The 917-nt window shown below is 63.9% G+C and carries 1 protein-coding gene; it reads right to left on the reverse strand.

All coding sequences use genetic code 11. The features are described 5' to 3' along the window. A partial coding sequence (locus Pph01_RS42490) for an ABC transporter permease (RefSeq protein WP_204078947.1) occupies positions 1–917 on the reverse strand: 917 nt, incomplete at its 5' end.

Consider the following 917-nt stretch of genomic DNA (forward strand, 5'->3'; position numbering starts at 1 on the left):
TCAGGTGGGAGTTCGCAGGCTGCGCCGTTGGAGCAGCACGGCGGCCACGATGATCAGGCCCTTGGCGATGAGTTGATCACTGGTGTTCAACCCGTTGAGAATGAACAGATTCGTGATCACCGTGAAGATCAGCAGACCCAGAATCGACCCCACGATCGACCCCCGCCCACCCGTCAACAACGTCCCACCGATGATCACAGCCGCGATCGCATCCAGCTCATACAGATCACCATGCGTCGACGACCCCGTCGTCGTCCGCGCCATGATGATGATCGCCGCGATCCCGCAACAAAACCCCGACAACGCATACAGCCACATCGTGTGCCGCCGCACATCGATCCCCGCCAGCCGCGCCGCCTCCGGATTACCACCCACCGCAAACGTCCGCCGCCCGAACGTGGTCCGGTTCAACACCACCCACCCGACCACCACGACCAACGCCAGCATGTACACCAGCAACGGCAACCCCAGCACCCGCTGCGTCGACAGATCCACCAACCCCGAATTGTCCGCCGACACCAACTGCGTCTTCTTGTCCGACATCCGCTGCGCCAGCCCCCGCGCCGCCACCAGCATCGCCAACGTCGCAATGAACGGCACCATCCGCCCATACGCGATCAAGAACCCGTTCACCAGCCCCGCACCCGTACCCACCAGCACGGCGCACAACGCCATCACCCACGGCCCATACGACTGCGTCGCCAACGTCGTCGCCCACACCGACGCGAACGCCATCACCGCACCGACCGACAGATCGATCCCCCCACCAATGATCACGAAGGTCGCCCCCACCGTGATCACCCCGATCGTCGACGCCAACGCCAGAATCGACACCAGATTCGACGACGTCGCGAACGTGTCCGGAACCGTCACCAGACCCACCACGGCCAGCAGCAGCAACGCCACCACCAACCCCA

It is taken from the genome of Planotetraspora phitsanulokensis (assembly GCF_016863295.1).
GTDB classification, from domain to species: domain Bacteria; phylum Actinomycetota; class Actinomycetes; order Streptosporangiales; family Streptosporangiaceae; genus Planotetraspora; species Planotetraspora phitsanulokensis.